Annotated in this window: 17 protein-coding genes; 4 read left to right on the top strand and 13 right to left on the bottom strand. The window is 55.5% G+C overall.

Annotated elements, in window-relative coordinates; genetic code table 11:
• Positions 1-72: 72 nt before the first annotated feature.
• The 6 genes from MKY12_RS06855 to MKY12_RS06830 all read right to left on the bottom strand — a co-directional run bounded on the left by MKY12_RS06855 (position 73) and on the right by MKY12_RS06830 (position 7631).
• Positions 73-1656, bottom strand: a complete 1584-nt coding sequence (locus tag MKY12_RS06855) for a flotillin family protein (RefSeq protein ID WP_209878459.1) — start codon at positions 1654-1656, stop codon at positions 73-75.
• Positions 1656-2192, bottom strand: a complete 537-nt coding sequence (locus MKY12_RS06850; RefSeq protein WP_339254890.1) for a protease — start codon at positions 2190-2192, stop codon at positions 1656-1658. Before MKY12_RS06850 ends, MKY12_RS06855 begins: the two co-directional genes overlap by 1 nt.
• A gap of 178 nt (positions 2193-2370) precedes the next feature.
• Positions 2371-3534: an iron-containing alcohol dehydrogenase gene (locus MKY12_RS06845; protein ID WP_036722565.1), complete on the bottom strand. Its 1164-nt coding sequence runs from the start codon at positions 3532-3534 to the stop codon at positions 2371-2373.
• A 265-nt stretch (positions 3535-3799) separates the two neighbouring features.
• Positions 3800-5383 carry a UDP-glucose--hexose-1-phosphate uridylyltransferase gene (locus tag MKY12_RS06840; protein ID WP_339254888.1) on the bottom strand — a complete coding sequence of 528 codons (1584 nt, stop codon included), beginning with the start codon at positions 5381-5383 and terminating at the stop codon, positions 3800-3802.
• 81 nt (positions 5384-5464) lie between these two features.
• The gene (gene galE, locus MKY12_RS06835; protein WP_339254886.1) at positions 5465-6451 is read right to left on the bottom strand and encodes a UDP-glucose 4-epimerase GalE; all 987 of its coding nucleotides are present in this window, start codon (positions 6449-6451) and stop codon (positions 5465-5467) included.
• Position 6452: 1 nt separating this feature from the next.
• The gene (locus tag MKY12_RS06830; protein WP_339257377.1) at positions 6453-7631 is read right to left on the bottom strand and encodes a galactokinase; all 1179 of its coding nucleotides are present in this window, start codon (positions 7629-7631) and stop codon (positions 6453-6455) included.
• Between the two features lie 229 nt (positions 7632-7860).
• Here MKY12_RS06830 and MKY12_RS06825 point away from each other — a divergent pair, with 229 nt between their 5' ends.
• On the top strand, positions 7861-8718 hold the full coding sequence (locus tag MKY12_RS06825) for an AraC family transcriptional regulator (protein ID WP_339254884.1): 858 nt from the start codon (positions 7861-7863) through the stop codon (positions 8716-8718).
• 110 nt (positions 8719-8828) lie between these two features.
• On the opposite strand, the gene mgrA is transcribed toward MKY12_RS06825, so the two are convergent.
• From mgrA to MKY12_RS06805, 4 genes are all read right to left on the bottom strand, one after another.
• Positions 8829-9827 carry an L-glyceraldehyde 3-phosphate reductase gene (mgrA, locus tag MKY12_RS06820; protein WP_339254882.1) on the bottom strand — a complete coding sequence of 333 codons (999 nt, stop codon included), beginning with the start codon at positions 9825-9827 and terminating at the stop codon, positions 8829-8831.
• Positions 9828-9919: 92 nt separating this feature from the next.
• On the bottom strand, positions 9920-10660 hold the full coding sequence (locus tag MKY12_RS06815) for an NAD-dependent protein deacylase (RefSeq protein ID WP_339254880.1): 741 nt from the start codon (positions 10658-10660) through the stop codon (positions 9920-9922).
• Positions 10661-10700: 40 nt separating this feature from the next.
• Complete coding sequence (locus MKY12_RS06810) at positions 10701-11471, bottom strand: HAD-IA family hydrolase (protein ID WP_339254878.1); 771 nt, start codon at positions 11469-11471, stop codon at positions 10701-10703.
• A gap of 46 nt (positions 11472-11517) precedes the next feature.
• Positions 11518-12267 (bottom strand): alpha/beta hydrolase, encoded by a 750-nt coding sequence (locus MKY12_RS06805; protein WP_339254876.1) that lies wholly within the window; start codon positions 12265-12267, stop codon positions 11518-11520.
• A gap of 213 nt (positions 12268-12480) precedes the next feature.
• On the opposite strand from MKY12_RS06805, the gene MKY12_RS06800 reads away from it, so the two are divergent.
• Together MKY12_RS06800 and ilvD are read left to right on the top strand one after the other, a co-directional pair.
• On the top strand, positions 12481-13521 hold the full coding sequence (locus tag MKY12_RS06800; RefSeq protein ID WP_339254874.1) for a fucose 4-O-acetylase: 1041 nt from the start codon (positions 12481-12483) through the stop codon (positions 13519-13521).
• A 259-nt stretch (positions 13522-13780) separates the two neighbouring features.
• Positions 13781-15466 (top strand): dihydroxy-acid dehydratase, encoded by a 1686-nt coding sequence (ilvD, locus tag MKY12_RS06795; RefSeq protein ID WP_036722581.1) that lies wholly within the window; start codon positions 13781-13783, stop codon positions 15464-15466.
• Positions 15467-15675: 209 nt separating this feature from the next.
• Here the strand turns inward: ilvD and MKY12_RS06790 are convergent, their stop codons facing one another.
• Positions 15676-17049 carry a polysaccharide deacetylase family protein gene (locus tag MKY12_RS06790; RefSeq protein WP_339254872.1) on the bottom strand — a complete coding sequence of 458 codons (1374 nt, stop codon included), beginning with the start codon at positions 17047-17049 and terminating at the stop codon, positions 15676-15678.
• Positions 17050-17272: 223 nt separating this feature from the next.
• On the opposite strand from MKY12_RS06790, the gene MKY12_RS06785 reads away from it, so the two are divergent.
• A complete protein-coding gene (locus MKY12_RS06785) occupies positions 17273-18514 on the top strand; it encodes an AI-2E family transporter (RefSeq protein WP_339254870.1) in 1242 nt (413 codons plus the stop codon).
• Here the strand turns inward: MKY12_RS06785 and MKY12_RS06780 are convergent.
• On the bottom strand, positions 18463-20280 hold the full coding sequence (locus MKY12_RS06780; protein WP_339313242.1) for a penicillin-binding transpeptidase domain-containing protein: 1818 nt from the start codon (positions 20278-20280) through the stop codon (positions 18463-18465). The two genes, MKY12_RS06785 and MKY12_RS06780, sit on opposite strands and share 52 nt — an antisense overlap.
• A 525-nt stretch (positions 20281-20805) precedes the next feature.
• A complete protein-coding gene (locus MKY12_RS06775; protein ID WP_339254867.1) occupies positions 20806-22776 on the bottom strand; it encodes a methyl-accepting chemotaxis protein in 1971 nt (656 codons plus the stop codon).
• Between the last annotated feature and the right edge of the window lie 117 nt (positions 22777-22893).

Genomic DNA, 22893 nt, shown 5'->3' with positions numbered 1-22893 from the left:
AGTTAAATTCTTGTAAAAAAGGTATGGCTGGCGTTACTGCTGCCTGCCATACCTTGGTGGCTTGCTCTGCTCTTATCCTTCAGGGTGTTCTGAAGGTTCCACCGGTTGTGCCGGAGTGACCGGAGCAGCCGGGGCCGGTCTGGTGACGACAGAGGTTATGGGCGCCGCTGTATGTCTCACCACGTCCTTAGGCTCCGTCTTGCCCTTGGTCAGCCCTTTGATCAGCGCCTCGACATCAATGCCGGACACGCTTTTGAGCATCTCAGGGGCTGTGGACATCAGTTGGGTCACATAATTACTGACACGCGCAGCTCCTTCACCGTTGCCGGTATCCACCACAGTCAGCTTGTCGATAGACGCCAGCGGCTCGGCAATCTTCCCGGCCAGCTCAGGCAGCATTTTGACGATAATATCGAGAACCGCCGCTTCGCCGAATTTCTGGAAGGCTTCTGCCAGCTTCTCCTTGGCTTCCGCTTCCGCCAGACCGCGCAGACGGATAACTTCAGACTCTGCTTTACCTTTGGCCAGCTCTGCATCCGCAATCGCCTGACCTTCCAGACGTTTCTGCTCGGACGTAGCCTGAGCCTGCTTCTCGATACTATACTGCAGGGCGTCGGCTTCACGCATGCGCTTGGCCTTGTCAGCTTCCGCCGCCTGCTCGACCGCATAACGGTCTGCTTCCGCTTTCTTCTTCACTTCTGCATCATACTGCTTCTCGCGCACCTGGATTTCCTTCGCCTGAATATCGATTTCGCGTTCCTTGCGGACCAGCTCAACCTTCATCTGCTCTTCCACCACGGTCTGCTTGGCACGCGCCTCCTGAATGTGGTACGCCTGGTCGGCTTCCGCCTTGGCAGTATCCTGATCGCGTTTGAACGCTGCGACCTTGAGCTGGTTCTCCTTCGATGCTTCGGCGATGTTGGTATCCCGCAGCAGCTCCGCCTTCTGCCCCTGCTCCTCGGCATTGGCCTTCTGAATCCGCGCGTCACGGACAGCTTCCGCTTCCGCAATCTCCGCATCCCGCTTCACTGCGGCAATCCGCGGTTTACCCAGCGCTTCCAGGTATCCGTGCTTATCACGTACGTCCTTGATGGTAAATGAGACAATCTGGAGTCCCATCTTCTTGAGGTCACGGGCGGCAACCCCCTGAACCTCCTGGGCGAAGCGGTCCCGGTTGCGGTAGACCTCTTCTACAGTCATCGTACCAAGAATCGCCCGCAGATGTCCTTCCAGCACTTCCTGCGCTTCACTCTTCAGGGATTCAATCGGCTTGCCCATGAACTGCTCGGCTGCTGTTGCCACATCTTCCGTGGAGCTGCCTACCTTGATGATGGCGACCCCGTCGGCAATGACCGGCACGCCTTGCTCCGTATAGACCTCCGGGGTCGTCACATCGAGCTTATGGGAGAGCAGAGACATGAACTCCGCTTTCTGGAAGACAGGCAGAATGAACGCACCGCCGCCGCGGACGATTTTGATTTTGCGGCCGGAGCCGTCATCCGATATATGATTGTTGCCCAGGAAGGAACCGGTGACGATCATGCCTTCATCCGGGCCAACCGTCTTGTAACGCGCCCAGAAGGCGAGTCCGAGGACAAGCAGTACAGCGATTACTATCGCAGGTATAAACAGGGATTCTGGAATATTTTCTAGCATCATAAGTCCACTCCTTTTCTCTCTTCGAATTCAGATACAAGTGCTACACCCTCACGTACCTCAACTACTACAACCTTGATTCCGGCCGGCAGTGCATGCTGCTCGAAGCTGGCCGCCGTATGCAGGCTGTTACCTGCACCGAACTTCACCATAATCTCACCGTAGCCTGTGCCGGGGACCGGGACGGTAACCTCACCGATCTTACCCGGCAGTTCATTCATGGAGAAGCCGTTCGACATCTCACTGTTCCTCATTGGCTTCACTACCACCAAATGCATCAATACGCCCATGAATGCCGCAACCAGCAGGGACAAGGCAAGAATTACGCCATCTCCCAGTCCGCTGTAGCGGCCCAGCAGCATGCCTGCTCCACCGAATACAGTGATCCCTCCTGCCAATAGGGTAGGATTCAGGAAATCAAAGGATACGATGTCAAAAATCCCGTCCAGAGCGCTCCCGATCAGGTCGCCCAACACTACACTCACTAAGGCAAATAAAATACCCAGCGCCAAACAGCCCAAATACAGCGTTTGCATTATAGTCTCCTCCCGTCGATACTTCCGGACTGTCATACTAGTATAAACGCAACTGTCATGCCCTTGGTTTCACAAAGTTGGGTATTGCTCTCATTAATGTATGCCGGAAGCGGGAAAATTAACAGACCAAAGAAGCCGCCCCCTTAGACGGGAAGCGGCTGTACTGTCGATGGCTGACTTACAAAGCCAGCTTATAAATTTCAACTACGTCCTGACGCTCCAGCTTGCGGAAGTTGCCGAACGGACCGAAGCGGACCGCCTTGTCGGCCATGCTGCCGATTTCGCTGTCGTCGATATCGTAATCGCCGAGCGTCTTCGGAGCGCCAATGGAATCCCAGAAGCGGCGGAGCGCTTCAATGCCTTCGAGGCCGGTCTGTTCATCGGTTTTGCCGGAAGGGTCAATGCCGAACACGTTCACAGCCAGCTGGCGGAAGCGGGCAGGATTCGTGCTGAGGTTATATCTCATCCACTGCGGGAAGAGAATCGCCAGGCCGCCGCCGTGGGGAATATCATACACAGCGGATACGGCATGCTCAATGTTGTGCGTAGCCCAGTCACCGGCAAAGCCCATGCTGACCATTCCGTTCAGCGCCATCGTCCCGCAGTACATAATAGTCTCGCGAAGCTCGTAGTTGTTCAGATCCTCAATCAGCTTAGGAGCCGTCTCAATCACGGTACGAAGCAGAGTCTCCAAGAAGCCGTCCTGTAAAGGCGTATTGCTGTCTGTATGGAAATAATGCTCCAGCGTATGGGACATGATGTCCACCATACCGTACACCGTCTGGTCGCGCGGCAGGGAGAAGGTGTTCTCCGGGTCAAGGATCGAGAAGGCCGGATAGGCATGGATGCTGCCCCAGCCCATTTTTTCCTGGGTCACTTCGTTGGTGATGACCGAGCCGTTGTTCATTTCGGAGCCGGTGGCTGCCATTGTCAGCACGGTTCCCAGCGGAAGCGCACCTTGAGGTGCGGCCTTGCGTTCTACGAAGTCCCACATATCCCCTTCATATTTCGCTCCGACGGCCACCGCCTTGGCACAATCGAGCACACTGCCGCCGCCGACGGCAAGAATCAGGTCAATCTGATTCTCACGGCACAACGCTACACCTTTATGTACCGTTGAGAGACGAGGATTCGGCTCCACTCCGGCAAGCTCGGTAACTACGGCACCAACCGCAGCCAGCTCGGCAATGACGTTATCGTACAAGCCGCTGCGCTTGATGCTGCCGCCGCCGTACATCAGCAGTACGTTCTTACCGTATTTCGGCACCTCGGTACGGAGTGCCTGCAATGTTCCCTGTCCGAAAATAAGCTTGGTCGGGTTATAAAATTCAAACTTGCGCATATGGGTAAACCTCCATGAGTATGTGAATGTGAAGCACTGTCTATTATAGTCCTCCAGCTTGGCGCATTCAAATCGCACAGCTCTCTATTTTGGATTAGAATCAACGTGAGCACTTGGGTGGACGCTCCGCAAACAGAACGTTGTTCCAATCGCTGTTGTGTCCAGATTTCAAAGCAACAAAAAAAATCGCTCATTTGGTGAAATGGAGGGACCACCCAGCCATTCTCAAAGGAACGATTTCTTTGTACATTCATTCTATCCAGACTTAGTTAAAGCCGCTGCTGTTCAGGAACCGGCGGAAGGCCGCCTGCCCTTCCCGCGTGCGTTTGTAGACTCCGGCATGCTCCAGAATGTAAGTGAACTTCGTACCCACCTCATTCTGGATGGTCTTCACCGCTTCTTCTCGGTTCAAGGAGGTACCGAAGCGGCTTACCAGTTCGGTAATCCAGGAAGTGTGCAGCGCCAGCGGATGCTCCTGGCCCTGGCTCTGGACATCTCCGAGAAGCGCAGTGTCGCCCGCCAATATGCCAGCGATGGCGTCAAGCTCTTCCTTGAGCCGCCCCGGTAGAATCGCCAGACCCATTACCTCAATGAGGCCGATGTTCTCCTTCTTGATATGGTGCATCTCCCGGTGCGGGTGGAAAATCCCTTCGGGATATTCTTCGCTGGTCCGGTTGTTGCGCAGCACCAGATCCATCTCGTAGCCGCCGTCCTCTGCCCGGCGCACGATAGGGGTAACGGTATTATGCGGAACACTCTCACCGTCCTCTTCACTGAACGCCAGCACTTCGGCGGCCGGATCGCTGTAAGTCTTCCAGGATTCGTAGATATGGTTGCCTGCCTCCAGCAGCACCGCCGGATCTTCCGCATGCATCCGCAGCACGGACATCGGCCATTTCACAGTGCTTAAGCGGACGCCGGGATACGAGGCATGCGTGAAGGTGTCCTCTTTGGGCGCCTTCTGGATCGGGAACGTATGCCGTCCGCCCTGGAAGTGGTCATGCGTCAGAATGGAGCCGCCGACAATCGGCAGATCAGCATTCGAGCCGATGAAATAATGCGGGAAGGCTTCCACGAAGCTAAGCAGACGCTTCAGCGTATCCTTCGTCAGCTTCATCGGCACATGATCGTGGTGGAACACGATGCAATGCTCGTTATAGTAGACATAAGGCGAGAACTGGAAGAACCACTTCTCGCTGTTCATCGAGAGCGGGATCACGCGCAGGTTCTGACGCGGCGGGTGATTGACCCGGCCGGCATAGCCGACATTCTCACGGCATAGCTGGCACTTCGGATAGACCGGAGGCGGAAGCAGCCGGGCCATGGCGATTTCCTTCGGACTTTTCTCCGGCTTGGAGAGGTTGATCGTCATCTCAATATCCCCGTACGGCGACTCCTGAAGCCAATACACATTCTTCGCTACACGGTCCATACGGATATAGTTGGAATCAATGCTCAGCTTATAAAAGCGGTCCGTTGCCGCCTGAATGCCCTGTGCCGCCTGGATCGCGGCGAACTCCGCATTCACCTCAGACGGGCGGGCCATCAGAAGGCCCATAATCTTCGCATCCAGCAGGTCGCGGTACGTATCCGTATTCTCCGGGATCAGCCCGAGACTGAACCCGTAATCAATCAGCTGGTCCAGCGGGGCCTGCGGGCTGTCCAGCGGACCTTCAGTGAACTCGCCGGGATAAGGCTCGCTGAAGCCGAACTGGTCCAGGAGTTCATTGCGGCTGTAATCCACATCTGCTGGCTGAATAAGTCCCGTATGTCCGGCAAACAGAACCAGCTGTTCAATCGCATACAGCGCCTTCTCAGCGGCAGCAGCCGTACTATTATCGTTCTGCATTTCATTTCTCCTTCTATGGTGCCTTATGCGGCGCTTTGCATTCTGTCTATTTCACCTTCGGGCAACAAGCAGAATTGCTTCTTACTCCCCGTACCCTTGCGGATTGGCAGAGTGCCAGCTCCAGGCGCTCTGAATAATGCCTTCCAGATCGGCATGCTGCGGGTCCCAGCCCAGAACCTTGCGGGCTTTGTCAGAGGAAGCGACGAGTACTGCCGGATCTCCGGAGCGGCGGTCCTGAACCACAACCGGAATGTCCAGGCCGGTAACCTTCTTCGCAGTCTCAATGACCTGCTTCACAGAGAAGCCCAGGCCGTTGCCAAGGTTGAAGACATTGCTTGCACTGCCGCTGCGCAGATAAGTGACTGCACGGACATGCGCATCCGCCAGATCGCTGACATGGATGTAGTCGCGTACGCAGGTTCCGTCCTCTGTCGGATAGTCTTCCCCGAACACTGCAATATTCTCGCGCTGCTTCAGCGCAGCCTGGAGCACCAGCGGAATCAGATGGCTCTCCGGACGGTGGTCTTCGCCGATCTTGCCGCTGGCGTGTGCGCCTGCGGCATTGAAGTAGCGCAGCGCTACGTATTTGATACCGAGCACTTTGTCGAACCAGGCCATCATGCGTTCCATGGTCAGCTTGGTCTCGCCGTAGACATTCGCAGGCTCGGTGCGGTCAGTCTCTTCGATAGGCACCTTTTCCGGTTCGCCGTAGGTGGCGGCAGTGGAGGAGAAGACGATTTTATCCACACCAGCATGCTGCATGGCTTCTAGAAGACACTGCGTTCCATACACATTGTTGTCGTAGTATTTAACCGGGTCCTTCATGCTCTCGCCCACCAGGGAGCTGGCTGCGAAGTGAATCACCGCTTCGATCTCATTCTCGGAGAACAGCTTCGCCAGCAGCGCCTTGTCGCGCAGGTCGCCCTCGTACAGCTTGCCGCCCAGCAGCGCCTCGCGGTGCCCTGTCAGCAGATTGTCGATCACCACAACCTCTTCCCCGCGGTCCAGCAGCTCTGCTACTGTGTGTGAACCGATGTATCCTGCGCCGCCCGTTACCAGAATCGCCATCTTATTTCACTCCTTTCAATTCTTCCACGCCGTTGCCGATGCCGCATACATAGAATTCGCCGGTCAGGCCGGTTCTGTTCTTGTAGGCTTCTCCAACTTCCGTTATGAACCGCTGCACATCATCCTCGTGTACCAGCGATACCGTACATCCCCCGAATCCGGCCCCTGTCATCCGTGATCCCAGTGTGCCAGGAATGCGCTGCGCTTCTTCCACCATTACATCCAGCTCCTCGCAGCTGACTTCATACAGGTCGCGGAGGGAGACATGGGAGTCATTCATGTACAGGCCGAACTGCTTCAGATCATTGTTCTTCAGCACCTCCACCGAGTCAAGCACACGCTGATTCTCCTCCACTACATGGCGGGCCCGGCGTCTGACGGTTTCATCCGTAATTTTATCCTGATGAAGCTCGAATTGTTCAGGTTTCAGCTCAGCCAGATAAGACAGGCCCGGCACCTCTTGCTTAAGAATAGCCAGAGCCTCGTCACACTGGCTGCGGCGCTCATTGTACTTGGAGTCCACCAGACCGCGCTTCTTGTTCGTGTTGCCAATGACCAGCTTATAGCTGCCTGTCACAAAAGGTACGAGGCTGTATTCCAGCGTATCGCACATCAGCAGGATGGCATGGTCGCGCTTGCCGTTGGCTACAGCGAACTGGTCCATAATCCCGGAGTTCACGCCGACGTACTGGTTCTCCACACGCTGGGACAGCAGGGCCAGCTCCACCGTATCTATCTCTCCGCCAAGCAGCGTCAGGAAGGCGAAGCCTGTGACTACCTCGATCGAAGCGGAAGAGGACAGACCCGAGCCGTTAGGAATTTCACCGTGGAACAGGAGGTCATAGCCGCCGGATAGCGGAAGATCCTTCTTGGCCAGTTCTACCAGCACACCCACCGGATAGTCAATCCATTCGCCGGTCTTGGCTTTGCCGATCTCGCTATAGTCAATAGAAGCTTCGTAAGGTAAATTCGTCGATGCGAATTGAACCTTGCCGTCTGCACGCGGGCGCACGATCAGCGTGGTGCCGAAGTCCAGCGCCGCCGGGAAGACGTAACCTCCGTTGTAGTCCAGATGCTCTCCGATCAGATTCACGCGGCCCGGAGCGTAGAATACCCTTGCTTCTTCCTTGCTTTCCCCATATTTCTCAATAAATTTGCTGTTCAGTTCCTGTGTGCTCAACATTGCCACTCCACCCTTTCGCTGCTTGCGCTTTGGAATTCAACTTACGTCCTTCATGCTTACATTATAATAAAATCAGACTTGCCCTGATAATGCAATCATGTGTGCAATATATGGACAAATGTGACTTTCGTTCCTGAAGAGACTATACTCGGTATGAGGAAAAGTGAACGGGCGCTCCCTATACACTTAGCTATGGAAGCGTTCTGCTCAGGAAAGGCGGCTTGCAGTGCAACATACCTATTCAGTAGGATCAAATCCTGTCTATTACGATAAGCAGCTGCTGCATGTACTCTTTGCGGGAGAGAGCCAGACCCTCCCGCTGCATCAGGCGGGTCCCAAGATCTACGATTACTATCTGCTCCATTATATTGAATCAGGCTCCGGGGTCTTCCGGACAGAGGAGCATACGTACGAGCTGGGAGCCGGAGACTGCTTCCTGATCCACCCGGGCCAGCTGGTCAGCTACATCTCGGATCAGCAGGCGCCCTGGCGTTACCGCTGGGCCGCCTTCACCGGCGCCGATGCCGGACAGCTTGCGGAGCAGGCGGGCTTCGCGCCGCTCGCCCCGGTGCTGTCTACCGCAGGCGGCAGTGTAATACCCGGAGCGCTTGCCGGGATGATGTCCGCCTTCTATGCCAATAAGGAGAGCGCCGCCTTGACCTCTCTGGGGTATCTGTACCTTATCGCTGGCGAAGCGGCGGAGCTGCTGGTCTCCTCCACCCGGCTGCCGGGTGCGGAATCACAGATCAAGCGGACGGTGAAGCAGATGATTCACTACATGGCTTCTCAGTATGCCCATCCGGTCTCGATTGAACAGATGTGCGGCTCTCTTGGGTATAACCGTGCTTACCTCTCCCGCATCTTCAAGCAGGAGACGGGGCTCTCTCCGGTCACTTACCTGCTGAAGCTGCGGGTGGAGAAATCGCGCCAGCTGCTGCGTGAACGTCCCGAGCTGTCCGTGGAGCAGGTAGCGGCATCGGTCGGACTGACCGATGCCCTGTATTTCTCCCGGCAATTCAAGCGTTTCTACCGCCAGTCCCCCACCGCTTACCGCCAGGCCACAGTGAACCCTGGAGAGAAATAGCTATATCGCCTAGAGCAACAGCCCGTCTCCTGAACAGGAAGCGGGCTGCTTGCATTGTTATCTATGGAAGCCGGACCTTATGGCAACTCTTAGGCTGAGCGCCTTAAGCTTCAATCCTCTGTCTTAAGGATCGTTTCGATCCGGTCCAGCTCCTCCTGCGTGAAGTCACTGTGGGACAGCGCGGCGATATTCTCTTCGATCTGGCTGACCCGGCTGGCGCCGATCAGCGCCGAGGTGATCCGCCCGCCGCGCAGCGTCCAGAGCAGGGCAAACTGGGCCAGACTCTGGCCGCGCGTTACGGCCATCTGGTTCAGCGCGTGGATTCTGCGCAGCACCTCCGGCGTAATCCGGCTCTCATTCAGCGCTGCCGAAGGTCCGGCTGCCCGGGAATCTCCGGGAATGCCGTTCAGATATTTATTCGTCAGCAGACCTTGCGCCAGCGGAGTGAAGGCAATACTGCCCACCCCATGCTCCTCCAGCACATCCTGAAGCCCGCCTTCAATCCAGCGGTCCAGCATGGAATACCTCGGCTGATGAATCAGCAGCGGGGTGCCCAGCTCCTTCAGGATCGCAATAGCCTGCTGCGTCTGCTCCGCCGAATAGTTTGACAAGCCGATGTACAACGCCTTGCCTGAGCGTACAGCATGATCCAGCGCTCCCATCGTTTCTTCCATGGGCGTGTCCGGGTCCGGGCGGTGGGAATAGAAGATATCCACATAGTCCAGTCCCAGCCGCTTCAGGCTCTGGTCCAGACTGGACAGGATATATTTACGTGAACCCCAGTCCCCGTAAGGGCCGGGCCACATCGTATATCCCGCCTTGGTCGAGATCACCAGCTCGTCACGGTACGGCGCGAGATCCCGGGCCAGCACTTTGCCGAACAGCTCTTCCGCCGATCCGGCCGGAGGCCCGTAGTTATTCGCCAGATCGAAGTGGGTGATTCCAAGATCAAAGGCACGGGTAATCATCCCGCGGCCATTCTCAAAGGCATCAATGCCGCCGAAATTATGCCACAGGCCCAGTGAGATGGCTGGAAGCTTGAGACCTGACCTGCCGGTGCGGTTGTAACGCATTCCTTCATACCGTTCATCACTAGCCACATATACCATGTTATATCCCTGCCTCTCGTATCTCTTGTGTGAATACCCTTCTTTAAACTCATGGCTTCATAAGTAATCTCACTCTACAAAAAAACTGGGCATTAGCCCAGCAGTCCCTGCACTCTACCCAGCACATCTCCGATACGCTCTGTAATAATCAGATCTGCCTGATCGTCATACGGGGTAGGCTCGCCGTTAAGCAATACAGTATGCTGTCCCCTGAAGTAAGTAACCAGGCTTGCAGCAGGATGAACCGTAAGCGAGGTACCGCCGATGATCAGCAGATCCGCCGCTGCAATGGCATCCACGGCTTCAACCAGCACTTCATGATCGAGCGCTTCCTCATAGAGCACCACATCCGGCTTGATGATGCCCCCGCAGTCCTCACAGCGTGGCACAGAGCCTTCCTGCTCCAGCCATTCCTCCAGGCCGTAATAGCGCTGGCACCCCATGCAGTGATTGCGGTGGATAGAGCCGTGCAGCTCCAGAACCCGGCGGCTGCCGGCAATCTGATGGAGGCCGTCGATATTTTGCGTAATGACCGCCTTCAGCCTCCCGCTCTCCTCCAGATCCGCGAGCAGCCGGTGGGCCCCGTTCGGCTTCGCTCCCGGATGTATCATCTTGCTGCGGTAGAAATCAAAAAAAATGTCCGGCGAGGACATAAAAAAGCTGCGGCTGAGCATCACCTCAGGCGGATAAGGGGAGTTGTGCTGTGTCTGGTACAGACCGGCTGCCGAACGGAAGTCCGGGATGCCGCTCTCCGTCGATGTTCCGGCACCGCCGAAAAAGACGATATTATTGCTTTTTTGAATCCAGGAAGCCAGTAGCTGTAATTGTTCCATAATCTACACCTGTCCTCTCTGTACCTCATTCGTAATGCATTCAGATTGTTAAGCGGAGCGCCGGATAGCCGGATACCACAATATCCGCATCCAGCAGATGGTCTGTCCTTCCGTCCGGTGAGATCCCGACTGCAAGGCGCAGTCCCGCCCCACGGCCCAGCTGCATATCCGCATTGCTGTCACCGATAATCACTGTGTCTTCGGGACGCAGCTCCAGCTCCCGGCAGGCCTTCTCGGCTATCTCCGGTGCAGGCTTGCCGTACTTTACCTGGTCGCGGGTAACCACCGCCCCGAAGTATTCTGAAATGCCAAGCCATTCCAGATGCTCACGGGTAGTGGACAGATTGTCAGAGGTCACAACGCCAAGCTTCAGGGAAGCGGCGGCACACTGCCCCAGGAATGGCAATACTCCCGGCATGGGTACAGCCGTACGGCGGCGGCGAAGCTCATTCATGGCCTCCTTGGAGATGGCATTCACGCGCGTCACCGCTTCATTCCATGGGAGACCTGCTGTATAGAGTTGCCAGGCCAGAATTCCGGTGGATTCCTCAGCCGTTGCCATGGAGAGCGGACCGGCGGGATCATAACCGGTAATTCGTCCGGAAGCATCATGCGTCGTCCCCAGCACCGGGGCCAGATCGGCTCCCGTAACGGGTCTGCTGCCCATTAAAGTCAGCTGGCTGCCCAGCCCCTCAAGCACCAGTTCAGCCCAGCTGCCCCAGGTGGCCAGGAGATCAAGCAGCGTGCCGTCCTTATCGAACAGGATGCCGCTTACGGGAACGGAGAGTTCATTGATGTGCAATACAGGCATTCCAGCGCTCCTCTGCATAAGATATATTACTTCAAGTATTCGTTGTTCATTTGCTCTGGCGCAGATTCCCCAGCCAGTCCAGCATCGCCCGGACGGTCCGGGTCTGCTGTTCATCTTCGGTAATCGTAGCGGTCCCGTCACCCTTTTGCGCGCCATAGCTGCCGAATTGGGCATGGTTACCGCCGTCAACCGACACATATACGGTATTGCCCGGCAGATAGGAACGCCCTTTGTTATAGCTCTTCTGATCTACGACTTCATCCTGCGTGCCAAGCACAGACAAGACGGATAGCGTGGTGTTCTTCAGGCTGCCTTTCTCATCGGGATACGAGGCCAGAAAAAAAACGCCTTCCAGCTGGCCGGCATGATCCGCAGCGAAGCGTGAAGCCATTACGCCGCCGAGCGAATGTCCGCCCAGGACAAAGGACTGCTTCGGATGCACGCGGATAATCTCTTCGGCGGCATCCCCTTTAATTACAGCCAGATTAAGCGGCATTCTGGCAATGTAGAACGGGTGACCGGCAGCGGCAACTTTACGGGCCAGCGGCGCATATGCTTCCGCCTTGACCAGTGCGCCCGGATAAAAGATCACGGCGGTGCCGAGCACCACTGAAGGGTCGAACGAGATCCAATTGTCATTCTGTTCAACAGTGACGCCCCCGGCAGAGATCAGAGCGGTTTCAGCCCGTGCCTCCGGCTTATACGGGGTCAGATATCTCCATATAAACACCCCCGCCACCAGTAGAACCAACACCACTCCAATAAGCACACGGCGTCTGATTATATTCTTTTTCATTAGTGTTCACTCCCGATTCCTGCATACTGAAAATTATAAGGGAATCGGTGAATTCAAACAACCTTCAAGACTTCGCCACATCTGGCCCTATCCGTTTCCAATGATAGCGCTTACTATTGTGATGTATTTCACAATTTATTGTCCGGAAATCATGTATTTTAAAATTAAAGTATCAAACCCTACGCAAACCCTAATTTCATTGGAGGTTACGTCATGACCCGGGTAAGCCCGCTTAACACGCGCGGAGAGACCTTTTTTCTTAATCTGCGCTTCATGCTTATTGTAACTGTCTTTGTGGCCAATGCGATCGAACCCCTGATTCAAGAAATGAGCGGACTTCATACGCTTTACCAATGGATCTTCAGTTTTCATATGCCGCTGTTTGTGCTGGTAACCGGATACTTTGCCCGTTCAAGCTTGCATGGAGCGCCTGGGCGCAAGATGCTGCTACAGATTGCCCTGCAATATGTTATTTTTCAGAGCCTCTACTCCCTACTTGACGCCTCCCTGTTTCATGTGAATAATATACAGCATTCGTTCTTCGCTCCTTATCTGCTGCTCTGGTTCCTGGCCAGCCACATCTGCTGGCGCCTGCTGATGCTGGGCATGAGCCGCTGGACCCGCAGCGCCCAGCTGGCCTTCGCTCTTACCGCAGGGGTGGCCGTAGGTTATCTGCAGCTGGACGGGATCTGGTTCAGCATCAGCCGCACCTTTGTCTACCTGCCCTTTTTTGTGATCGGGTACCATTTCTCCTTCGGGGCTTTCGTGAAGCTGTACCAGCGGTATGTCAAAAGCATTGCCGCCGCCGCTTCGCTCCTGCTGCTCCTTGCTATCGGCCTGCTTGGCAGTAATCTCCCCATAGGCTGGCTATACGGCAGTATGACTTATATGCAGCTTGGCGCCCATGAATGGTACGCGGGTCTGTTCCGGCTCGCGGTCTATGGCCTGCAATTCATCGCTTCTCTGGCATTTCTGGGCCTGGTGCCTTACGGGTTAAGCCGCATGACCGGCCTGGGACGCCGGACCCTCTATGTTTTTCTGCTGCATGGCTTTGTGGTCCGCACGGCGGTGATTTCCGGATTGTATACTTATATCGGCAACCCGGCCGGAGCAGCGCTGCTGCTCGCCGGTGCAGTAGGATGTACGGTGCTGCTCGCCCAGCCTACGGTCAGACGTCTGCTGAACCCGCTCGTGGAGCCGTCCGTAGAGTGGATGATCTCCCTGCAGCGTGCCGCCATCCGGCGCTCTCTATAGAATGAAGCTGCCATGCTATATCAATTTGCCGAAGTCTATCCTATACGGAATAGGCTTCTTTCTGTATATTAGCCCAGACTTTACATGCGTGACCCCCCGACAAACTTCACACTGCCCGGTAGAAAAAACAGGATTTTTGTGATAGACTCTCTATTAACGTTCGTAACCAATCACCGCAGGGTACGTATATTTCGGGATTGCAATGCGTTAATGCGGCACTATATTCGCTTTACCAATATTGTTAGGGGGAAAAGTCATCATGGCAAACAAGAAAATGCGATCAGATATGATCAAAAAAGGCTTCGACCGCGCTCCTCACCGCAGCCTTTTGCGGGCAGCAGGCGTTAAAGAAGAGGATTTCGGCAAACCGTTCATCGCGGTCTGCAATTCCTATATCGATATTGTTCCGGGTCATGTGCATCTGCAGGAATTCGGCAAAATCGTGAAGGAAGCCATCCGTGAAGCCGGCGGGGTTCCATTCGAATTCAACACGATCGGCGTTGACGACGGGATTGCCATGGGTCATATCGGTATGCGTTATTCGCTGCCAAGCCGCGAGATCATTGCCGACTCTCTGGAAACGGTAGTATCCGCGCACTGGTTCGACGGTATGGTGTGCATTCCCAACTGTGATAAAATCACCCCGGGCATGATGATGGGCGCACTGCGCGTCAACATCCCGACAATCTTCGTCAGCGGCGGGCCGATGAAGGCCGGCGTAGACAGCAAAGGCAAGAAGCTCTCCCTCACTTCTGTATTTGAAGGCGTTGGCGCGCATCAGGTCGGCAAGATCAACGATGCTGAGCTGCTCGAACTCGAACAATACGGCTGTCCTACCTGCGGATCATGCTCCGGCATGTTCACTGCCAACTCCATGAACTGTCTGGCTGAAGCTATGGGCCTTGCGCTTCCGGGCAACGGCACCATCCTGGCCGTAGCCGAAGAACGCAGAGACTTCGTCCGCAAGTCAGCAACCCAGCTCATGGAGCTGATCAAGCTGGACCTGAAGCCGCGTGATATCGTAACCCAGGAATCGCTGGACAATGCCTTCGCGCTGGATATGGCGATGGGCGGCTCGACCAACACCGTACTGCATACCCTGGCACTGGCTCAGGAAGCCGAAATCGATTATCCGTTGGAACGCATCAACGAAGTAGCCAACCGGGTTCCTTACCTGGCCAAGCTGGCTCCGGCCTCCGATATCTTCATCGAAGATGTGGACCGGGCGGGCGGCGTAAGCGCCGTGCTGAACGAATTACTGAAGAAGCCAGGCGCAATCTTCGGCGATTGCATGACGGTTACCGGCAAGACACTGGCCGAGAATGTAACCGGCCATGAGATCCAGGATACATCTGTTATTCATACCATTGACAACCCCTATTCCCAAGTTGGCGGACTGGCTGTACTCTACGGCAACCTGGCTCCTGAAGGCTCCATCATCAAGGTGGGTGCCGTGGATGCTTCTGTTGGCGGCTATCACAAAGGACCTGCCATCTGCTTCGACTCTCAGGAAGAAGCACTGGAAGGTATCGCGAACGGCAAGGTCAAAGAAGGCCATGTAGTCGTTATCCGTTATGAAGGTCCGAAGGGCGGACCGGGCATGCCGGAAATGCTGGCGCCGACTTCACAGATCGTCGGTATGGGCCTGGGCGCCAAGGTTGGCCTGATCACGGACGGACGTTTCTCCGGTGCCTCCCGCGGGATCAGCATCGGTCACATCTCTCCGGAAGCGGCTGAGGGCGGACCGATCGCTTTTGTAGAGGATGGCGATATCATTGAGCTGGACCTCAACAACCGCAAGATCGAGCTGCTGGTTGACGAGGAAGTGCTGGCGGTCCGCCGCCAGGGCTGGAAAGAATTCGAGCCGAAGGTGAAGACCGGTTATCTGGCCCGTTACTCCAAGCTGGTTACCAATGCAAGCAAGGGCGGCGTGCTGAAGATCTAATCGTTAGAGCCGCAGCCTTAAGCAAATGTAATGATGATATGAGCAGCTCCAACCGCAAATTCGGTTGGAGCTGCTCTTTTTGCTGCAGGAATTGAAGCTTTGAGGAGAAAAATGTTGCATCATGTGCAGGAACTAAAAAACCGCCAGCCCATTCAGGCCAGCGGAGATTGTAATCAATATAAGTGCATTAAACTGCGTATGCTTCATCTTCAATGAACTACCGTTGCTCCGGGAAGCTCAGCTTCAAGCGTCCGTTCCTCTTCGTGTACCCGCTGCTCCACATGCTTGTGCGGAAGCTGACGGTTCATCTGGTCCAGAAGCTGCGATACCGGCATCAGTATCATCTTGGGCACCAGTTGGTCACTGCGTTCCTTAAGTCTTGCGCCGCCTGACGGATGAATCACACTCATGAGAATACTAAGGTAGAACTTGGTGCTGCTGGCGAACAGTCCGCTGGGCAGATCCAGTACGATGAAGCCGAACTTCTCCGGCCCGCGGTTGATCATGCTGACTCCGTAGAGCGCTTTGGCTTCAGCTAGCTCCACATCACCACAAATCCGCTCGGCCAGCACCGGCAGATCCTTCTCCATCCGGCGGATCAGGCGGATCGCAAGCTGGGCAGTGGAACGGGAATGAATTCCCAGCTCGAATAGCTGCCTGTTATCGAAATGCAGCTCGATCACCTTGTCGCCCTTGCTTAAGGTCTCGCCATTATCCATGTGGACCGTTCTGCCCTGGTACTTGCGCAGCCGGTAATGCAGGAACGGGTCTTCCTGCGAGATTGTCTTGATCTGGAACAGCAGCTGAAAGAGCTTCTCCCAGCCCAGCCATAAACCGACAAGCAGCCGCTTGCCGAAGGACAAATGCGTGATCGGGGAGCGCTGCACCGCCTTGATCATCTCGTCAATCCGGACGCTGTGCAGTCCGCGCCGCTCGGCCTCGGCCAACATCCGCTCCAGCGCAATCAGCATATGCTCCGGTGCATTCGGATCAGCGCCGATCGTCGTACCGCAGTCATGCAGCAGCAGCACCTCCCCCGGGCCGAGCTTCGCAATAAGCTTCTCGGTCAGCTTCTCCGCTCCAAGCTTTTCCTTCCAGTCGCCGAACATCGCCGACCACAGCACAATCTGCACCTGACGGCGTTTGGAGAAGTCGAACAGGTTCACGATTCCCCAAGGAGGACGGTAATACGTGCTGCGCTCGCCGGTAATGGAGAAGATGATCTCGTCCGTCCGGTCAATCTGCTTCCTCACCGTGGCGGGACGCATCAGCCAGTTCGTCTTGTGCACATAATTATGAATTCCGATCAAATGCCCTTCGTCATGCATTCGCTTGATGATCTCGGGGTGCTGCTCCGCGTGCGAGCCAACGACAAAAAAGGTCGCCTTCGCATCGTAGCGCTTAAGCAGATCGAGCAGCAGCGGTGTATAATGCGGGTCTGGCCCGTCATCAAAGGTCAGGCCGTAATCCGTACGCCCAATTCCTTTGCGGAAGACACGATAACCAAATAAACGGCTGATCATACCGGGAATAAAAGCATAAAAGGTAGAGATATAAAATAGCCAGAGCAGCAAAGTCTGCATGTACAATCACCGCTTTTCCAGAGTTGACTTTGGCTCGCCTTACGTCTGTTAGGAGATAGATGTGATACGGCCAAGTAGAGTAAGTAGAAGCGACAGCTTTAAAAAACATCACCTCCTAGTTTAACACAGCTGCCAAAGAAATAGACGTTTTTTATTAAAATCGTGTACAATGAGTTGAAGTGCAGGTTACAAATTCATCTTCACAAAGGGGTCGTTTAAATCTATGCTGCCGCTGTACAGAAAATATTGGCGCACCTTTTTCGACATTGGGCTGCTTGTTCTAACCGTATATTTAGTGATGCTCGGCTTCAGTAAATTGTACCAGCTGGCTGCGCCGGTGTTCCTGTCCTTTTTTGTATTTCTGCTGATTGAGCCGCTGGCCCGCTTCCTGAACCGCAAGGGAATGGCCAAGCCCTTCGCCTCTGCGATCTCCGTGGTGCTCTTCCTGGTCATCCTGCTGGGCGTCCTGTTCGGTGCCGGACTGCTGATTACGACCCAGGCGATTCACCTCCAGAATAATCTGCCCAAATATACATACGTGGTCCAGCAGCATTTCGCAGAGACTACGACCTATCTTCAGCACAAAATCGATTCGCTTCCATCCGATGTGACAGATAAGCTGAACGGTTATTTCACAGATGCCACCAATATTCTCTCGAAGTGGATGGTCGCCTTCTTCAAATATATGGTCGGAGTGCTTGGCTCTTTCTCTTCCTTTATGGCTAATTTCGGGATTGCGATCATTCTCGCCTTTTTCCTCAGCATGGAGATTAAGGACTGGCGCCGAATTGCCCACGAGAAGCTGCCGAAGACGTTCAAGACGGCCTACGCCTTCCTGCAGGGAAATGTGTTCAAGGCTATCGGTTCTTATATCAAAGCACAGATGATCCTGATCAGCATCACCTTCGTCATTATTCTTGCTGGCCTGCTGATTCTTCAGACAGGCAATGTACTCACCATCGCGCTGGTCTGTGCCGTGGTCGATCTGCTTCCGCTGCTCGGGGTACCTGCGGTGCTGATCCCTTGGATCATCTATCTGTTCATTGTTGGAAATACTTCGCTTGCTGTCGGGCTCATCGTTCTGCTGGCTGTAGTAATGGTGGTTAGACAGCTGCTGGAGCCCAAAATCACAGGGAATTCGATCGGTGTCTCCTCTGCCTTCCTGATGCTCTCCTTCGTGATTCTGTCCTCCTCCCTGTTCGGGATAGCAGGACTCATTCTGTCGCCGATTCTGCTGATTCTGCTCAAGGAGCTGCTCCAGCAGGGATATCTCCAGCAGTGGATCTATCTGCCGCAGGAGGAGTTCGTCGTCTCGCCCTTCGCGGCCTCGGGAACCTCTACGGCAGGCGCTCCCGTAAGCAGCAGTCCGGCCGGGAATGCCGAGTCTAATGCGCAGCCTGCCGGTCCAGGCCCTCAGGCCCCGGTTGATCCGCCTTCCAGCCCCGACAACAGCTCGAACACCTGACCGAACAGGCGGGTGGCGGCCTGCGGACTGTCTGGAGCCACATTCTCTATCGCCACAGACACCGCATATTTCGGATGGTCAACCGGACCATAGCCGATGAACCATTGATTGTTGCGCGGTGTGCCATGCACCAGCGTCTGGGCCGTGCCTGATTTGCCGGCGAGCGGCCAAGCGGCAGGCTTCAGCATCCGGCCTGTGCCCTCTGTGACTACGCTGCGCATCATGCCCAGCAGCACACGGGCAGTGGCCGGAGCGATCCGCCCCTCCGGCGCTGGCGCCAGATGTCCCGGAAGCTCCTTAAGCGTCTGTCCATTGGCAAAATCAACCCGCTCCAGAATCCGCGGCGCTCTCACCTCACCGCCATGCAGCAGTGTGACGACCAGATTCGCCGCCTGCAGCGGAGTGATCCGCACATCGCGCTGGCCGATCGCCGTCTGGACTCTCGCCCCGCCGTCATCCGGCAGGAGCGTGGTGAAGATGGTTCCCGGCTGCTCTCCGGCCAGCGGCCGGAGCAGCGGCAGACCGAGTGTATTCTCCGCCTGCCACCCGATGCTCCGGCCCAGTCCAAGGGCAAGGGCGGTAGCTTGAAGCTTCAGACCGCTCAGCCGCTCGGCCAGCGTAGCAAATACAGTATTACAGGACACGGCGAACCCTTGCTTAAGCGTAAGGGCGCCGTGTCCTTTGCCGTGGGGACATGACAATCCGTATTTCCCATATGCTCCTGCACAGAAGAAAGGCTCCTCCGGTGTGGTCAGCCCGGCTTCAAGTGCGGCAGCGGCCGTAACAATTTTGAAGATAGAGCCCGGAGCGGCCGCTTGAAGAGCACGGTTGTTCCATTCTCCCCCTTGCGGTGAGACCTGCTGCGGATTGTAGAACGGCAAGGAGACCATCGCTGCGATATCACCGCTCCGGCTGTCCATTACCACAATCGCCCCTTCCTTCACCCCGGCTTCCGCCGCCAGCTGCTCAATGCTCTCCTGAAGCTTCAGATCAATTGTGGTATATAGTGACAGCGGATAATAGGGGTTGCCCGGCGCCTTGACTGTGATCGGGCTTCCCGGAACCCGTTTGCCGCGCGCATCAACCTGGGCAACGGCCTCCGTGTGCCCCACGCCCTGCAGCAGCGGCTCCAGCGTCTTCTCCAGCCCGGCTGTGCCGGTTCTTGGAATTCTCAGCCCTGTAGGGGATTGAGTGACAGCTTCTCCTGAAGCTTCAGACAGATAACCGAGCCACTGTCGGCCGGATGCAGACCCGTTATATCTGCGGGCAAAAGGCAGCGCCCGGACACCTTCAATCGCAAGCGCCTCCACTTCTCTGGCCTGCGGCAGGGTCAGGGCCAGCGGCCCCGTGCCTTGGCCGGAAGGCCAGAGCAACGGCTCCTTCAGCCCCAACCGTCTTGCCTGCAGCTGGCTGTAGCTGACGCCAAGAATCTCCGCCAGACGGTGAAGCTGCTGGTCATCGTTATATTCACCGGCACCATGATGCCGGTGAAGCTCTTCCTCCGGCGGGAACAGCGCAGCGGTCCAGACCGTCTCTCCAGCCAGCGCCCTTCCGTGTTTGTCATACAGCCGTCCTCTTCCGCTGTCCAGCACCGTCTCCCGCTCACTTTGCAGCTCTGCCATCTGAGCTACTGTGTAACGGGTGCCGCTTACTACACTATCCTTCAGCAGCAGCTGTACCCAGGCCAGCCTGATCATCAGGCCCGCCAGCAGCATACACAGGATCAGGCAACCCCAAAATATGCGTGTATGAATCAGCTTGTGCAAATTGCTATTCCTCCATCCAATGGGCTGAAAAACCTTGGCTACTAGCAGCTCATCAGATTTAAAAGTGTGAGAATCACTTTAACTAATTGCTTGCTGAGGGTTAGCAGCGCCCCGATTAGGGTCCAAGGGGGAGGCTTAATTGCAATCTGTACAACTAAATCGCCGGATATGCCGCCGAATCTCTGTTTAGTTGTATTTCGTGCAATTAAAATGCCTCTATACCTGGATTTTCGCCCATTCGGGCAAATTTAGTTGTATGGAATACAGTTAGGAGAGGCAGGCCTTCCTTTTAACTGTTTTTAGTTGCACCGAATACACTTATCTCTCATGGTTCGTTACAAACTGAATATTTTGTTTAATCCATGGGGTTCTTTACTTGCTAAAGGTGGCTTCCTTCCAGAATATGAGCTCCCTCGTTCGCTACACCGAGTCCTCCATTTTAAATCTGATGCTGTACTAGTATACCCAGCTCTAAAAGCAAAATAACCGCTTCCCATAAAGGAAAGCGGTCTGAAGAAGTTAGGCTCATACGCTGAACTTGGATAATCGCTCCCGCAGTCTGGAGGAGGCATTCTCCAGCTTACTGGAGAGGGTAACCAGATATTCGCTTACATTCTCCTGTTCTCCGGTAAGGGAGGCTACCTCTTCAGAGGCGGCCGAGGATTCTTCGGCGAATGAGCTGACATTACCTATCGTCTCTGACAGGACCTGCTGCGAGTGGTTCAGGCCGTCAATCGAAGAAGATACCGAATCCAGCCTGGTAATCAACTGATGCATCTGCCCCTGTACACTAATGAAGATCTCACTGGTGTTCTGAACATAGTCCATCTGCTCCCCGAACAGCGGCGCAACCTCGGACAAGGCGTCTACCGTCTCATGCATATCCCGCATGATCCGGTCAGTGATCTCGCCCACCACGGCAATCGAACGCTTGGACTGCTCCGCCAGCTGGCGGATTTCATCAGCGACAACCGTGAAGCCTTTGCCCGCTTCGCCTGCCCGCGCCGCTTCAATAGTAGCGTTCAGCGACAGGATATTGGTCTGCTGGGTGATGCTCTGCATGACCTCCAGCACCTGAATGACCGATGAGGCAGTATCCTTAAGCTCATTCACCTTAAGGACCAGCTTGCCTGTCCTGTCGCCAGTCTCTTGTGTTCTGCCCAGCAGCTCCTGCAGCTTGACTACCCCTTCCGCACTGGCTTGCTCCACGCTATGCGCAGTTCCGCCAATCTCATGGGCTACTGCAATGACAGCTTCCATCTTCTCCGAGATCTGAGCCGTCATCTCATTCCCCCGGTCCGCCTCCAGTGAGAGGCTGCCGGCACCGCCGGCAATCTCTTCCGTGGCTGCGGCAATATCCTTCGCTGCCACCGCTGTGTCCCGCGAGGCATTGCCAAGGGCTTCCGCTGCTTCCGTAACCTCACGCGCGGTCTCATTGGTGTGGACGACCAGCTCTGTAATCTGCTCCATCATCAGGTTGAAGGAGCCGGACAGCTGGCCTATCTCATCACGGGTGACGACATCGGTGCGTACGCGCAGATCCCCGTCTGCCCCCTTGACCATCAGATCCCGCAGACGTGAGAGCGGACGTGAGACCATCCGTACCATCCAGAGTCCTATCAGTACGGCAACGGCAGCAGCGGCGGCCACCGCTATGTAGGTCGTGTTAAGGATGCGTCCCGCATCCTTGGTCAGATTGCCGGAAGGTACCACACCGAGCAGTCTCCAGCCGGAGGTATGCAGCGTACCGTAGACCGCAAGAATGGATTTGCCCTTCTCATCCTTGGTCGGCAGGGAGCCGGAGGTGTCACTTAATCCCTTGAACAGGGTTCCCCCCAGGCGCAGATAGGTGTCCGTCTCCTCTTGCTGGGAAGAGGCAATCAGCTCATCTGTGGCAGTCAGCAACTGGATATAGGAACCCTGACCCAGATCAACCATTTTCAGCTGGCTGTCAAGCTCTGTACTCTTAATATCGCAGACCGCCAGATAACCGGTGTGATCCGCTTCCGCCGCCACAGACTTAGCGAAACGCACCACTCCTTCAGCCTCTCCCTGCTTCAACGCTTCGGTAATCCACCGGCTCTGCGGCTTCTCCTGCAGCTGCTTGTACCATGCTGCATCACGGATAGCCGCTAGGAAATCATTATCCACTTCACCAGCTCCGGTTGCGGGCAACGCTTTATCCAGCGGAACCAGATACACTGCCTGCACGCCGGGTACAGCCGAGAGCCATTGATCGAGCTCCCCGTTAATCGTCGTGGACAGCTCTGTACGCTTCGCAGGATCTGCTGCAGCAGGGCCTGCCAGTGCGACCGCCTGCTGAATATCCTCATTGTAGAACAGCTGACCCAGATTATCTTCATAGCGCAGCAGGACGACATCCAGCTTCTCAGCCGTCTGCTCCACAGTCTGCTGATTAGCAGACAATGCATTGTTCTCAATCGTATGTCTGGCCACAGCGTAAGAAATATAACCCAGAGACAGCACAATTCCCATGGTCGCGATGAAAAAAACCAGAAAGAGCCGCATCCCCAGCGACTTGGAGGGATGCAGCCGAGAAAGAATAGAGGTACTCCGAACTGTTGACCTGCTCAAAAAACCACCGCCAGATTC

Source organism: Paenibacillus sp. FSL M7-0896, from assembly GCF_037975415.1.
Lineage (GTDB): Bacteria > Bacillota > Bacilli > Paenibacillales > Paenibacillaceae > Paenibacillus_AQ > Paenibacillus_AQ silagei.
Note: the sequence above shows the minus strand (reverse complement) of the source record. Positions and strands in the feature narration are given on the sequence as shown.